This window comes from Pseudomonas sp. SCT (assembly GCF_003864275.1).
Taxonomy (GTDB): domain Bacteria; phylum Pseudomonadota; class Gammaproteobacteria; order Pseudomonadales; family Pseudomonadaceae; genus Stutzerimonas; species Stutzerimonas stutzeri_AE.
In genome coordinates this window covers 204,703-217,523 of the sequence record NZ_BDJA01000008.1, presented here as the reverse complement: position 1 = coordinate 217,523, position 12,821 = coordinate 204,703, and the positions used below count along the sequence as shown (strand labels likewise).

Sequence of the window (12,821 nt, the reverse complement as noted above, 5' to 3'; positions counted from 1 at the left end):
CGGTTTTGATCAGGCGGGTTTCGAGGTCGATAGCGCATCGCATAATCGGCCCTATGTTACGCGCCGCCTGGAGCCGGAGGCAGTTTCCAGACGACGCTCAACATAAAGCCATTCTCATTATGCGAAATCTACGTTACGCCTTAGACGTTACCCACACCACCAGATCACCTCCAGCTTTTCGCCTCAATATCCAAAGCGCTTCAGCTCTCAGGTGAATGCTTTGCCTGCGCATGCTGGCTGTTCGGCTGAATAGTTTCCGCATTCCGAAACGCCGAGCGAAATTCGCTGGGTTTGAGTCCGGTCTGCTTGCGAAAGAAACGGCTGAAGTATGCCGCGTCGTCGAATCCCAGGTCGCGGGCGATCTGCTGGATGTCGAGCGCGGTATACGCCAGCTGACGTTGTGCTTCGCGAACGACTCGCTCGCTGATGATCGCTGTCGGTGATTCACCCAGACCTTCGCGGGTGGCTCGGCCCAGTGTGGCTGGAGTGATTCCCAGCGCTTCGGCGTACAGACCAAGCGGCCAATGCTGTCTGAAATGCGTGTCGACCAACTCGCGAAATTGGCTCAGTAGCTGGGACCGCCTGCCATTGGCTGGCTGAGTGATTGGCACTGGCTCCAGCCGGACGACATGTACGAGTAGCGCGAGCAACAACGCATGCCCGGCAGCGACATTGCCGCGTTCCTGACCGTGCGCTTCCGCCTGGATCAGCTGGATCAGCGGCCATATCGGCTCTTCACCGTCTGCATCCCACGGCAGCGGGACCACTGCCGGACGTTGCATCAAGGCCAGCAGGTCGCTGGACAAAATTCGCGCCATCGACTCCAGCGGACGCTGTGCTGCCGTGATGACCGGCCCGTCGGTTTCGGGACTGTAGCGAAAAGCATGCACGGTGCGCTGCGGCAGCAGGATCAGGCACGGCGCACGGAAGCCCATTCGGCTGTTCTCCAGGGAAACTTCGCCCTCGCCACTTCGTACATAGACGATCTGCAACAGTGAGTCATGCTGATGCGGCTTGATTTCGCGCTGATGCATGTCGCCGCGTTCGTTGATCCATTCCAGATGCAACAGGTCCTGCCATACGGGCAATGCAGCCTGGCCGTACAAAGCGTAGTTGGGAATGCGTTTGCTCATGAATTCCTGCCGTGGTGCCGGTATCCGGCGCGGAAAAATGCATTAATCGTCCTAGTGGTTGTTCAGTCTGTCATACGTCTTTGACGTTAAATGTAACCATCTGTGTTGCAGCGTGACGGCCGCGCCCTCTCCCGCCTCTGGCCCACGCCCCAAAAAACGAACTCTATGAATATGCCAACCTGGCGCGAATGGCTGTTTTCGGCCAAGGCGCTGATTGCCGCCCTGCTTGCGCTGTACATCGCTCTGGCGATACCGCTGGAAAACCCTTACTGGGCCATGGCCTCGGTTTACGTCGTGTCGCATCCGCTGTCCGGGGCGACACGTTCGAAGGCGATCTATCGCGCGCTAGGCACGCTGCTCGGTGCAGCCGCATCGGTCGTGCTTCTGCCAACGTTCGCTCAGCAACCGGTGATGCTGAGCCTGGCGATCTCGTTGTGGATCGGTGCCCTGCTCTTTCTCTCATTGCTGGACCGCTCGCCACGCAGTTACATCTTTCTACTCGCCGCCTATACGGTGCCGCTGATCAGTCTCGCTGAGGTCAATCACCCATCGACCATCTTCGATGTCGCCCTGGCGCGTTCCGAGGAGATTCTGCTCGGTATCGTCTGCGCCAGCGTGGTAAACGCCGTGCTGTTTCCCAGCCGCATCGCGCCGACCCTCGCGGCGAAGATGCACCTGCTGCTGCGCGATGGGCGCGGTGCCGTCAGCCGGATGCTCAATACCCAGCACCTGGGCGAAGCCGACCAACGTGCGCTGAATGCGCTGCTGGTGGATGTGATGGGGTTGGACGCAATGATCAGCCATCTGGGCAACGACAGCAGCAGTCATCTCTCCACCGTCCATGCTCGCGAATTTCGCGCGCGTATGGCGATGTTGATGCCGCAGCTGATCTCCACCGCGGACTCGCTGCACCGGCTTCAGGCTGAGCTACAGGGCTTGCTGCCGGAACTGGTGGATTACCTGCAGCAGGTGGATGGCTGGATTCAGTCCGATGCCGAGGCTGGGCACGGCGAGCATCTGCGCGAACGCAGCCTGCAGCTGGCAGCCTGGCTGGGCGACAGCCATCCGGCGCATGCCCTGGCGATCGACAGCGGCCTGCGCCAGCTAGGCGCGTTGATCGACCTGTGGCAGGACTGCCTCGACCTCTACCAGCAGTTCCATGAGGGCCATCCCGAGGCGGCACCGGCGCTGCGCTATCACGTACAGCAACTGGTCGGCGGGCCACGCCACTATGACTACGGCCTACTGGCATTCACCGCGGCTTCGGTAGCGCTGTCGGTGTTCTGTCTGAGCATGCTGTGGTTCGTTTCCGGTTGGGAGCACGGCTATAGCGGCGTGTTCATCGCCGCGGTGGCAGGCTGTTTCTTCGCCAGTCAGGACAATCCGGCGCCGTTCATCAAGTCGTTTCTGGTCGCCACGCTCATTTCCTCCACGGCTGCCGGCGTCTACCTCTTCGCGTTGATGCCCAACGTGCACGATTTCGGCAGCCTGGCCATCCTGCTCGCCGTGCCGCTGCTGTTGCTCGGCACCCTCGCCGGTCGACCGCAACACGCCGGAACAGTGATCGTGATTGCGGTGCAGACGATCTCCAACATCACCCTTCAGGACAGCTACCGCGCCGATTTCCAGCTGTTTGCCGACATCGCGCTGTCCACTGCGCTGGGCGTGCTCTTCGCGTTCGTCTGGGCTCGCCTGACCCGGCCGTTCGGTACGCTTTGGGCTGCGCGGCGATTGGTACGCCACGGCTGGCTGAGCCTGGCGGCGCTGGCAGACCTGCGACGTTGGCGCAACGAAGCCGATGATGCCTCGAGTTTCATCGACCGTATCGCCCAGCTGCTGCCACGCCTGGCTCAGCTGGATGACGATCGCCTGGCGCTGAATGACGCCACGCGCGAGCTGCGTGTCGGTTTTCGCCTGCTGGAACTGCGTGAACTGCGGCCGGCACCCGCCATCGAGCAGAAGCTGGAGCCGGTGCTGGGCATGATCCGCGCGCATTTCCTTGCGTGCGCCACCGCGCGTAGGCAACTGCCGGCACCGGAGCCCTTACGCGACGCCCTCGAGGCCGCATTGCTGGATTTGCAGTGCGATGCTTCGCCCAGCGCACACCGGGCGGCGCAGGTGGTGCACGGCTTGCGGCTGGCGCTTTTCGCCGACGCATCGGCCAGCGTGCGTGCGGCACCGGGAGGCCCGCCACCCGCAGCCGGCCTCTCCCCCGCTGGAGCGTACGCATGACCGGTCACCTCGATGTGTATGGCGTCTATGTGCCGGTCCTGCTGGTTGCCATGCTGGCCGCCTATGGCATCAAGAGCCTGCTCGCCACCGTGCTGCAGCGCACCGGCTTCTACCGATGGGTCTGGCATCCGCCGCTGTTCAACCTCGCCCTGTACATCATCGTGCTCGGTGCCCTGTTCAATCTCCTTCCCCGGATGTGAATCGTGAAGAAATGGATACCCGCCGCCGGCTCGGTGCTGCTGACCCTGCTGGCGGTCGTCATCGCCGTCGTCGTCAGCCTGCACCTGTGGGATTACTACATGGAGGCACCCTGGACCCGCGACGGCCACGTGCACGCCGACATCATTCAGGTCGCACCGGATGTTTCCGGGCTGGTGACCGAACTGCACGTGCGCGACAACCAGAAGGTCAACCGCGGCCAGGTGCTGTTCCTGATCGACCGGGCACGCTTCGAACTGGCGGTCGACGAAGCACGCGCCACAGTGCTCGAACGCCGCGCTCAGCTGGACCAAGCGCAACGCGAAGCCAGGCGTAATCGGATGCTGAAAGACCTGATCGCTGCGGAAACCGTGGAGATTGGCGACACCCAGGTCAAGCGCGCCGCTGCCGCCCTGGCCACGGCTGAAGCCACCCTTGGCGTGGCGCATCTGGATCTCGAACGCACCACCGTGCTAAGCCCGGTGGATGGCTATCTCGGCGACCAGACGATGCGCGTGGGCGATTACGTGAAAACCGGTACGCCGGTGCTGTCTATCGTCGATACCGATTCACTGCGCGTCGAAGGCTACTTCGAAGAAACCAAGCTGCACGCCATCGAGATCGGGCAGCCGGTGGACATCCACATCATGGGCGAAGCGCAGCATCTGCGCGGCCATGTGCAGAGCATCGCCGCAGGCATCGAGGATCGCGACCGTGTGCGCGGCAACTCGCTGCTGCCGAATATCGACCCGAGTTTCAACTGGGTGCGCCTGGCGCAGCGAATTCCGGTTCGCGTGGTGTTGGACGAAGGCCAGCAGAGCAACATCCGCCTGGTGGTCGGCCGTACGGCGACGCTGTCAGTGCTGCCGTCGCCGCGCGACAAATCGGCGACGGTCAGCCAATGAGTCGCGCGGCATACGCACTGCCGTTCGCGCTGACTGCGCTGCTCGCCGCCTGCAGCGCGGTTGGCCCGGACTACCGCGTGCCAGACCAAGCTGTGGCCTTGCAGGCGGCTGCGCAGAAGTCCTTCGATCTGGCCGGCAACGAGCGGGTCGGACAGGCGCCGCTGCCGGACGACTGGTGGCAGCTCTATGACGACCCGACGCTCGACCAGCTGGTGAGTGAAGCCCTGATCGGCAATGCCGACGTGCGCCAGGCGTATCACAACCTGCGTCGCGCCTATGAGGGCTTCCAGATGGCACACCACGCGCAGGAGGTCGTGGTCGGCGGCAACGGCTCGGTTGCACGCGGCCAGCTGTCCAGCGAAGCCCTGGCCCTGGAGGAAAAACTTCCAGTGATGAACCTCGCCGACGCCGGCCTCAGCGTGGGTTACCAGCTCGATCTGTTCGGTCAGCTGCATCGCGCCGCGGAAGCTGCGGGGGCCGATGCCGACGTCAGTGCGGCGCTGCTCGACACGGCCCGCATAACTGCAGTGGCCGGGGTGGTACGCAGCTACATGACGGCCTGTCATGCCAGCGAGGAACTGACGATAGCGAAGCATTCACTGGCGATTCAGCGGCAACAGCTGGATGTCGCCGAGCGTCTGTTCGAAGGTGGTCGTGGCAACGAAGTCGATGTGTCTCGCGCCCACGCCCAACTGGAGGCTCTGCGTGCCGAGCTGCCGCCATTCGAATCGAAGAAGGCGGCCGCGTTGTATCAGCTCGCCGCCCTGCTCGGTCGCTCGCCCGGAGCCCTTCCCGAGACGGTTACCGCCTGCAGTCACGCACCGCAGCTGCGCCAGGCGATTCCGTTGGGTGATGGCACCGCCCTGCTCAAGCGCCGCCCGGACATCCGTGCGGCCGAGCGCGCACTCGCCTCCGCTACGGCACAGATCGGCGTCGCCACGGCGATGATGTATCCGCAGGTCAGTCTCGGCGCTGCGGCCGGTTACACCGGAATGCTCGAACACCTCGGTAATCCGGTAACCCGCCGCTGGGAATTCGGCCCGTCGATCAGCTGGCATTTTCCGACTCGGGTCGATCGCGCGCGCGTTCGCGCCACCGAGGCCGGAGCCGCTGCCGCCCTCGCCCGCTTCGACGGAGTTGTGCTCGACGCACTGCGGGAAACTCAGACCCTGCTCACGCACTACGCTCACGACCTGCATCGAGACCAAGCGCTGCGCGAAGCGCGCGATGCCGCGCGAGACGCCGCGGACCACACGCGCCGTCTGTATCAGGAAGGACGACTGGCCTATCTCGACAGCCTCGACGCCGAGCGCACCCTCGCAACGGCCGAAGCCGCCCTGGCGGCGTCCCAAGCCCAACTGTCGCAAGACCAGGTGAACCTGTTCCTCGCGCTGGGCGGCGGCTGGCAAGGCACGCAAACCGCATCGGCGCACGCTGAAAATCCATCGCCGGGCGTGCCTGGCCAATAACCCACAGAGGCCTTACTCGATGGACATGTTGCAAGCGATGCGGGTATTCGTCCGGGTGGTCGACGCTGGCAGCTTCACCGCCGCGGCGAAGCTGACTGACACTTCCACCGCGCAGGTTTCCCGCCTGGTGGCTGAGCTGGAGAACCACCTCCACGCGCGCCTGCTCAACCGCACCACGCGGCGTCTGGCGCTGACCGAGGTCGGTGCGCGTTTTCTCGACCGATCGCGCGAGATCCTGGCGCAACTGGAGCAGGCGCAGGAAGAAGCCTGCGGGGCGCATCTGACTCCGCGCGGGCGCCTGCGGGTGCACTCTACGACCGGTCTGGGCATCCAGCTGCTGGCGGGACTGGCGGGTAGATACGGTGAGCGCTATCCCGACGTCAGCCTCGACCTGACCCTTTCGCAACATCAGCCCGACCTGCTGGAAGCGGGCCTCGACGTCATCATCACGCTTTCCCGCGAGCTGCCTGATTCGGAGCTGATCGCCCAGCGGCTGGGCGAGGTTGGCAACGTTGTCTGTGCGGCGCCCGGTTATCTCGAGCAGCATGGCGTGCCGCGGCAGCCGAGCGACCTGCAGCGGCACCGCTGTCTGCGCCTGGCGGACCCGGTATTCGCAGATGAATGGCGCTTCTTCGCAGATGGTATCGAGGACGTGATTCGCCCTGGCGAAGCGTTCAAGGTCAACGTTGCTGAGGCCATGGCCAGCGCAGCAGAAGCCAGCATGGGTATCTGCCTGCTGCCCGACTATGTCGCTGCTCCGGCCCTGCAGCGCGGAGCACTGCTGCGCCTGTTGCCCCGCTATCGCCTGCAGGAAAAGCAGATCCACGCGCTCTACCCGTCCCGGCGGTTTCTCGACGCGAAGATCAAGACCTGGGTCGACTTTCTCGCCCTGGAGCTGCCACGCGCATTCGCCAGCTATCACGGCATCCTGCAGAACCCGGCGCATTGGGCCTGAACGATTGTTGCGCGGCGGGTAAAGGTGCTTCACCGCTGGCGCGGTTTTTCCCCTTCTGGTCGCCCACTAAAATCCACGGGTGGCAACGGACGCTAGAAGCAGTCCGCTCCTTCTTCGGTCGAGTGCTCCTTCGATCGGCCGTCCTGCCACCTTTTGGCTGCTTTCCCTCGTGGCAGCCTCGTTTATTTCCCGACGCCTGCCATCCTGCGGGCGCTGCATGCAAAGAAATGCCTGCCCTCGCCGTCACAACGATCTGGGCGAGCAGGCGCTCTGGAGGTTATCTGTGAACAAACTGATCTGGATTGCCGGCCTGGCCCTCAGTGCCCAGTTGGCGTATGCCGCCGATGAACCCAAGGCCTATCAATATGGCGACAAACTCGACATCGCCAAGGTCATATCCATGGACGTACCTGCCGGCGGCTGCGAGGTCGTGACGGCCCGGATGACCTATGTGGACTCCAAGGGCGAAACCCACGAAACGACGTACCTGCGCCAAGGGCCTGACTGCCACGATTTCTAGGGCGGCGCGGGCCGGTGCGTTTAGGCGTACGCCGATGACGGCGTGTCACAACGTGGCGCACGCTTGTGTTCGGCGAGCGCGCCAAACGGTTTAGAAAGGCGGTTTCTGAAAGAGCCAGAACGGTTTCGGCTGTTTTACTGTCCGAGCCCAAGGCACCCATCACATTCAGGACCGCATGACCATTCCGCTTTCAACCTGCCGCACAGCGTGCCCGGACCCATCCGGCCGGCCTTTCGCTACCCGACCAGTTCGCCACTCGCTCCTGGCGGCAATCGTCGCAGCGGCGGTGCTGGGTCTTGCCGGTTGTGGCACCCAGCAGCCGGAGATTCCGGCGCCCAAGCCGGAAGCAGTCCGGGCCAAGATCGCTCGTCTGATTCCCGCCAACATTCCCGATCGCCAAGGTTGGGCGCGGGACATCTACGCAGCCTTCGATGCGCTGGATATCCCGCCGAACGATGAGAACATCTGCTCGGTACTGGCCGTGACCGTGCAGGAGTCGACATTCAAGGCGACCCCGCCCGTGCCCGGCCTGGCGAAGATTGCGCGAGAGGAAATCTACCTCCGTGCCGGCCGCCTGCACGTTCCGCGGTTCATGGTGGATGCGGCGCTGGACGTGAAGTCACCCAACGGCAAGACCTATAGCCAGCGTCTCGCGGCCGTGCGCACCGAAGAGCAGCTAAGTGCGATTTTCGATGACTTCCTCGGCATCATGCCGCTCGGCAAGCAACTGTTCGGCACGCTCAATCCGGTCAAGACCGGTGGTCCGATGCAGGTCAGCATCGCCTTTGCCGAGGACCGAAGGTGGACCTACCCCTATGAACGGAAAGGTTCGATTCGCGACGAAGTCTTCACGCGTCGCGGTGGCATGTATTTCGGTATTGCCCACCTGCTCGACTACCCGACCAGCTATCGCGAACCGCTGTACCGCTTCGCCGACTTCAATGCCGGCTGGTACGCCAGTCGCAACGCCGCGTTTCAGGCCGCAGTTAGCCGTGCCAGTGGCGTCAAGCTGGCCCTCGACGGCGACCTGATCATTCACGGCAGCAGCAAGGCCGGCCAGACCGAGCGTGCGGTTCGCGCGCTGGCGGGCAAGCTGGACATGAGCGAGACAGCGATTCGCAATGCGCTGGAGCGCGGTGATACCCATGGTTTCGAGAAAACCGACCTGTATGAAAAGGTCTTCGCGCTGGCCGAAAAGCGCGCCGGCAAGGCGCTGCCTCGGGCGGTGCTGCCGGGAATCCGGCTGGAGAGCCCGAAGATCACCCGCAACCTGACCACCGCCTGGTTCGCCAACCGGGTCAACGATCGGCACCTCGCATGCATGAAGCGCGCTCGCAGCTAGTGAAAGCATGCAAGTCCATGGCGGCTACGGCGGCAATGGCCAGCCATGAAGGCTGGATGTCCGCTATTTATCGGTAATACGGTCAATCTCGCCACCAATATTTGCCGAATCAGGCAGCGACCGCGCGCCTCAATGGTATAGCCGGCGACCGCTGCATCTCACCACATTGAAATTATCACTGGCCCAAGCCGTAGCGCGCATACGAACGCTACGGCAATCGACCGTTGAGAGCGTAGCGCGGCCGTCTGAAGGTCGCGTCAATACGGCTCAGCGCTGGGTGATCGACGTGCTGTTGCCAGTGCCGTTCTGGATGATAGCGGAGCTCGGAGGCGCGGCGAATTCCGTCAGTTGATTGAGCACCGCAATGTTGCCATCGCCGCTCTGGCTGATCGAAGCCGTGCCATAGGCGGCATGTTGCACCACATCGATCTCGTTGGCTGAACCGTTCTGCGCGATGTCGAGCACCGGGCCGTCGAAACTCTGGTCAATGTTGACGCGGTTGCCGTTGCCGGCCGAGCTCCCTCGAATCGTTCCGGTGCGCGTGCCCTGCCTCGCCGTCAGCTCGTTACCGATTCCATCCTGGCTAAAGGTGAGGTTGCTGAACCCCGCCCATTGCACCACTTGCGCACTGTTAGCGCTGCCGACCTGCCTAAGCTCGACCTCTCCGGTGTAATACCGCCCGCCTGCCTGAGTGACCGCTGCTTCATTCGAAGCACCGTCCTGATAGACATTGACTGCCCCGCCGTAGGGGTAGACGTTCTGATCGATGATGATCCGGTTGTCGCTGCCAAACTGCTCGGTGGTGGCGCTGGCAGCACCGTTCTGAGTGATCTCGATGAGGTTGTCCGTGCCAAACGTGCGGCTGTCCACCTGGTTGGCATAGAACAGCTGCTCGACCCGATGGACGTTGCCACCGCCCTGTTGGTGGAGAGTCGCCTGCGAGCCGTTACCCTCCGTTTGGATGACCTCGGCAATGTTCTCTGCCCCGAGTTGAACGACCGACGCCGAGTGCCCGTAATAGTAATCGCTGAGCTGAAATACGGTCGCCTCGTTGGCCGAGCCGCTCTGAACAACCTCGACCTGATTGTCGAAATTCGTCTGAGTGGTGTCAGCCAGGTTGTTGTTCCCGTCTTGCGCGACTCGCGAGAAGTTGGCGTCTCCTTGCTGCAGCTGGCTCGCCAGATTCGGCCCCCCGCTCTGCTCGAGGATGACTTCGTTGTCATTGCCGGTCTGGCTGGTGACGGCCTGTGCCAGGGCCAGGCCCGGCAACGAGCCGAGCAGGATGGCGGCGATCAGCGGTTGATGCGCGAACATACGGACACTCCTTTGAATTATTGTTGTTGGCCGACGTCATGCTGGCCTTCTCTGGCGCATCCCTTGCCTTTGCCTCTCCTGAACAGGCCGATTGTTTGCCTGGCGCGCCCAAGCGGGTATCGCCTTTTCGATGTAGCCAAGGCCGCGTTCAGACGGATGGCGGCTTAATCCTTCACGCCAAGACGCTCGCGCATCTGCTTGGTCAGGCGCTGACGGGTTGTGCCGATGTTCGCCCATGGGTCGTCGTCGCCAAGTTCCTGTAGGCGCTCGAGCAAGTTGCGCACCGTCCACAGGTTGGCGCCCTTGAGGTCTGCCAGCTCTTCGCGGTGAATGGGCACGGAAACCGGCAGGCCTTCGCGGGCGCGTACCGAATACGGCGCTACGGTGCTGGCGCCGCGGCTGTTGCGCAGATAGTCGATGAAGATGCGCCCGACGCGGTTCTTCGGGCCGCTGACTGCTGAGAAGTGCGACGGCAGAAGTTTCGCCAGATATCTGGCGATGGTCTGGCTGAAGCTTTTAACCTCCGTCCAGTCATGCACGCTGTCCAGCGGTACGACGATATGCAAGCCCTTGCCGCCGCTGGTCTTGAGAAACGACGCGAGCCCGATCTCGTCCAGCAGCGTCTGAGTCAGTTGGGTTGCCTCGAGCATGCGCTTCCACGGCAAGGCCGGGTCCGGATCGAGATCCAGCACGAAGCGATCCGGGTGCTCCAGGTCGGGCGCCACGGCGTTCCAGCTGTGCAGTTCGATGGTGCCCATCTGTGCCGCGCCCACCAGCGCCTCGACGCTGTCGATCACCAGCAGCGCGCCGTGTTTTGGGTCGAGCTCCGGGTCGAGCTGAGTGATATGCGGGATGGCCAACTTGTCGGCGTGCTTCTGGAAGAACAGCTCGCCGGTGATGCCTTCCGGTGCGCGGACCAGCGCCAGAGGCCGGTTATGCAATTGCGGCAACGCCCAGGGTGCGATCTGCGCATAGAAGCGGGCGAGCTCGATCTTGCTGATGCCGCTGCTGGGGTCGATGACCCGCTCCGGATTGGATATCTTGATCCGCCCACTGCCAATGGAGTCGGGCTGGCGCGCTGCGCTCGCCTTCGCCTGACTGGCGACCGGCTTGGCCCGTTCATGGGTAATCGCCTCGGCCGGCTTGTCGCTGCGCAAGCCATGGAACACCGAATGACGGACCACCCCCTGGCGGGTCATTTCGGCATAGGCGACTTCGCACATCAACTCGGGCTTGAGCCACTGCGCGCCGCGCACATCGGCTGCAGGCGCAGCCTTGTCCAGCGGACTCTTATCGGTTTCCAGTTTCTTCAGCTGCTTGTGCAAGCCTTGCAGCGTTGCCTGATGGAAACCGGTGCCAACCTTTCCCGCGTAAAGCAGTTTGCCCTTCTCGTCATGCAGCCCGAGCAGTAGCGCGCCGAAGCCGGTACGGGTGCCCTTGGGCTGGGTGTAGCCGACGATGATGAATTCCTGGCGATTGCTGCACTTGATCTTGACCCAGCTGCTACTGCGTTTCGACGTGTAGGTGCTGCCAGCGCGCTTGCCGATCAGGCCTTCGAGCTTCATCTGACAGGCGCTTTCGAGAATGCTGTCCGGCTGTTCGGTGAAATCCTCGGAAAAGCGCAGCAGCTCGCTGTCGCTGCGTTCCAGCACTTCACGCAGCGCGGCGCGGCGTTGTTCCAGCGGGACGTCGCGTAGATCCATGCCGTTCAGATAGGGGATGTCGAAGAGGTAATAAAGAATGTTGCCGCTGCGTCCGGCTTCGAACGCATTCTGCAACGCCTGGAAGTCCGGCGTGCCCTCCTCGTTCGGCACCACGACTTCGCCATCCAGCCAGCCGGATTCCAGCCCCAGGCCGGCGAGTGCGGCAGCCTGCTGTGGCATCTTCGCCGTCCAGTCATGGCCGTTGCGGGTGAACAGTCTGACCTCGCCGGCATCGATGCGCGCGAGCATTCGGTAGCCGTCAAACTTGATTTCGTAGCGCCAGTCACCCGCCGGTACCGAATCGACCAGCGTGGCCAGCTGCGGCTTGAAACTCTCCGGCAACTCGGCCGGGAGCGCCCCGTCGAGCTCGACCTTTTCCTTCTGCTTACGTGGCGCCCGTTGTTTGGCTGGCGCCTTGACCGGCCTGGGCGGTGACTCAGCAACCCGTGCTTTCGCCCCACGCTTGCGCGGCACCAGCGTACGGTCGCTGAGCACGCTATCCGGCTCGGCAGCGACGACGTCGTAGTCGCTCTCCTCGCGCGCTGCCTCGTCGCGGGACTTGATCAGGAACCACTGCTCCTTCTTGCCGTCCATCTGCGTGCGCACCAGATTCCAGCTGCCGGCGAGCTTTTCGCCTTCAAGTGCGAACTTGAGCTTGCCTTTGCGATACGCGTCGCGCGGATCGCCCTCGGGTATCCACACGCCACGATCCCAGACGATCACATCACCTGCACCGTAATGGCCCGCCGGGATGCTGCCCTCGAACGTGGCGTATTCCAGCGGATGGTCCTCTACGTGCACGGCCAGCCGGCGCACGCTCGGGTCGAGGCTGGGCCCCTTGGGGATCGCCCAACTCTTCAGCGTGCCGTCCAGTTCCAGGCGAAAGTCATAATGCAGGCGAGTGGCGTCGTGCTTCTGGATGCAGTACTGCAACGCCTGGGTCTTGCGCGACTTCGGCCGCGCCTTGCCGGCGGGCTCCGGCGTGGCCGCAAAGTCGCGCATGCGTTGGTAGTCTTCGAGCGCCATGGCCGGCCTCCGCGGGGCTTCGCT

The 12,821-nt window shown here is 63.3% G+C and carries 10 protein-coding genes; 7 read left to right on the top strand and 3 right to left on the bottom strand.

Annotated features, from left to right (window positions below; genetic code table 11):
• Window positions 1-200: 200 nt before the first annotated feature.
• On the bottom strand, window positions 201-1,133 hold the full coding sequence (locus BHD08_RS19340; RefSeq protein ID WP_125024370.1) for a helix-turn-helix domain-containing protein: 933 nt from the start codon (window positions 1,131-1,133) through the stop codon (window positions 201-203).
• 165 nt (window positions 1,134-1,298) lie between these two features.
• On the opposite strand from BHD08_RS19340, the gene BHD08_RS19335 reads away from it, so the two are divergent.
• The 7 genes from BHD08_RS19335 to BHD08_RS19305 all read left to right on the top strand — a co-directional run bounded on the left by BHD08_RS19335 (window position 1,299) and on the right by BHD08_RS19305 (window position 8,754).
• Window positions 1,299-3,365, top strand: a complete 2,067-nt coding sequence (locus BHD08_RS19335; RefSeq protein WP_125024368.1) for an FUSC family protein — start codon at window positions 1,299-1,301, stop codon at window positions 3,363-3,365.
• The gene (locus BHD08_RS19330) at window positions 3,362-3,565 is read left to right on the top strand and encodes a DUF1656 domain-containing protein (protein ID WP_014820227.1); all 204 of its coding nucleotides are present in this window, start codon (window positions 3,362-3,364) and stop codon (window positions 3,563-3,565) included. The genes BHD08_RS19335 and BHD08_RS19330 overlap by 4 nt, the downstream gene beginning before the upstream one ends.
• A gap of 3 nt (window positions 3,566-3,568) precedes the next feature.
• On the top strand, window positions 3,569-4,468 hold the full coding sequence (locus BHD08_RS19325; protein ID WP_125024366.1) for an HlyD family secretion protein: 900 nt from the start codon (window positions 3,569-3,571) through the stop codon (window positions 4,466-4,468).
• Window positions 4,465-5,937 (top strand): efflux transporter outer membrane subunit, encoded by a 1,473-nt coding sequence (locus BHD08_RS19320; protein WP_125024364.1) that lies wholly within the window; start codon window positions 4,465-4,467, stop codon window positions 5,935-5,937. The genes BHD08_RS19325 and BHD08_RS19320 overlap by 4 nt, the downstream gene beginning before the upstream one ends.
• A 19-nt stretch (window positions 5,938-5,956) precedes the next feature.
• A complete protein-coding gene (locus BHD08_RS19315) occupies window positions 5,957-6,892 on the top strand; it encodes a LysR family transcriptional regulator (RefSeq protein WP_125024362.1) in 936 nt (311 codons plus the stop codon).
• Between the two features lie 283 nt (window positions 6,893-7,175).
• A complete protein-coding gene (locus BHD08_RS19310) occupies window positions 7,176-7,412 on the top strand; it encodes a DUF2790 domain-containing protein (protein ID WP_014820223.1) in 237 nt (78 codons plus the stop codon).
• A 175-nt stretch (window positions 7,413-7,587) separates the two neighbouring features.
• A complete protein-coding gene (locus BHD08_RS19305) occupies window positions 7,588-8,754 on the top strand; it encodes a DUF1615 domain-containing protein (protein WP_125024360.1) in 1,167 nt (388 codons plus the stop codon).
• 267 nt (window positions 8,755-9,021) lie between these two features.
• Here the strand turns inward: BHD08_RS19305 and BHD08_RS19300 are convergent, their stop codons facing one another.
• Together BHD08_RS19300 and ligD are read right to left on the bottom strand one after the other, a co-directional pair.
• Window positions 9,022-10,068 (bottom strand): hypothetical protein, encoded by a 1,047-nt coding sequence (locus tag BHD08_RS19300; protein WP_125024358.1) that lies wholly within the window; start codon window positions 10,066-10,068, stop codon window positions 9,022-9,024.
• A 164-nt stretch (window positions 10,069-10,232) separates the two neighbouring features.
• Entirely contained in the window at window positions 10,233-12,797 is a 2,565-nt protein-coding gene (gene ligD, locus BHD08_RS19295) for a DNA ligase D (RefSeq protein WP_125024356.1), read from the bottom strand.
• Window positions 12,798-12,821 lie beyond the last annotated feature (24 nt).